At 52.3% G+C, this 917-nt stretch carries 2 tRNA genes and 2 rRNA genes; all 4 read right to left on the reverse strand.

The features are described from left to right. Positions 1-2: 2 nt before the first annotated feature. Positions 3-118: ribosomal RNA gene (gene rrf, locus NE584_RS19315) — 5S ribosomal RNA — on the reverse strand. A 115-nt stretch (positions 119-233) separates the two neighbouring features. After that, positions 234-308: transfer RNA gene (locus tag NE584_RS19320), tRNA-Glu, on the reverse strand. 63 nt (positions 309-371) lie between these two features. Continuing rightward, a tRNA-Lys gene (locus NE584_RS19325) sits at positions 372-447 on the reverse strand. Between the two features lie 81 nt (positions 448-528). After that, positions 529-917: ribosomal RNA gene (locus NE584_RS19330) — 23S ribosomal RNA — on the reverse strand; the annotation flags it as partial.

Genomic DNA, 917 nt, shown 5'->3' on the forward strand with positions numbered 1-917 from the left:
TGTGTAGGCACTACCTATTTTCCCAGCCCGTCTCCAGGCAAGTATCTTCGGCAGAAGCGAGCTTAACTTCCGTGTTCGGAATGGGAACGGGTGGACCCTCGCTCTAATCAGCACCTACTTTACTTTCTCCGAAAAGAAAGTAAGCAAAGAAAAGTTCTTGCGCCTTTTCTCTCCTTACCGTCTTCCCAACAGTAAGTATTATATCCGCTATTTTTGATTTGTCAAGAGAAATTTGGTGACCCGTACGGGAATCGAACCCATGTTTGCGGCGTGAGAGGCCGCCGTCTTAACCGCTTGACCAACGGGCCATCGTCGCTCCTCTTTCAGCAGTCCCCGCCCAGGACGCACCCAGCGTCCTGGACAGGACCACTTGGTGCACCTTCACGGATTCGAACCGGGGACCCACTGATTAAGAGTCAGTTGCTCTACCAACTGAGCTAAAGGTGCATCTCCTGCGCCTTCAAAACCGAACAGTGAAACTCGCTTTTCCTTCGCTCACAAGCGCCTGCATTCTTCTTCCTTGACCTTAAGGTCAAGCCCTCGGCTTATTAGTATCGGTCAGCTACATGCCTCGCAGCACTTCCACCTCCGACCTATCAACGACATAGTCTACGTCGAGCCTTACTCCATAAAGGATGAGAGATCTAATCTTAGGGAGAGTTTCACGCTTAGATGCTTTCAGCGTTTATCTCGTCCAGACGTAGCTACCCAGCTGTGCCCTTGGCAGGACAACTGGTGCACCAGAGGTCTGTCCATCCCGGTCCTCTCGTACTAAGGACAGCTCCCTTCAAATCTCTTACGCCCGCAACAGATAGGGACCGAACTGTCTCACGACGTTCTGAACCCAGCTCGCGTGCCACTTTAATCGGCGAACAGCCGAACCCTTGGGACCGAATTCAGCCCCAGGATGTGACGAG

The organism is Clostridium sp. DFI.5.61 (genome assembly GCF_024462915.1).
Lineage (GTDB): Bacteria > Bacillota > Clostridia > Oscillospirales > Oscillospiraceae > Lawsonibacter > Lawsonibacter asaccharolyticus.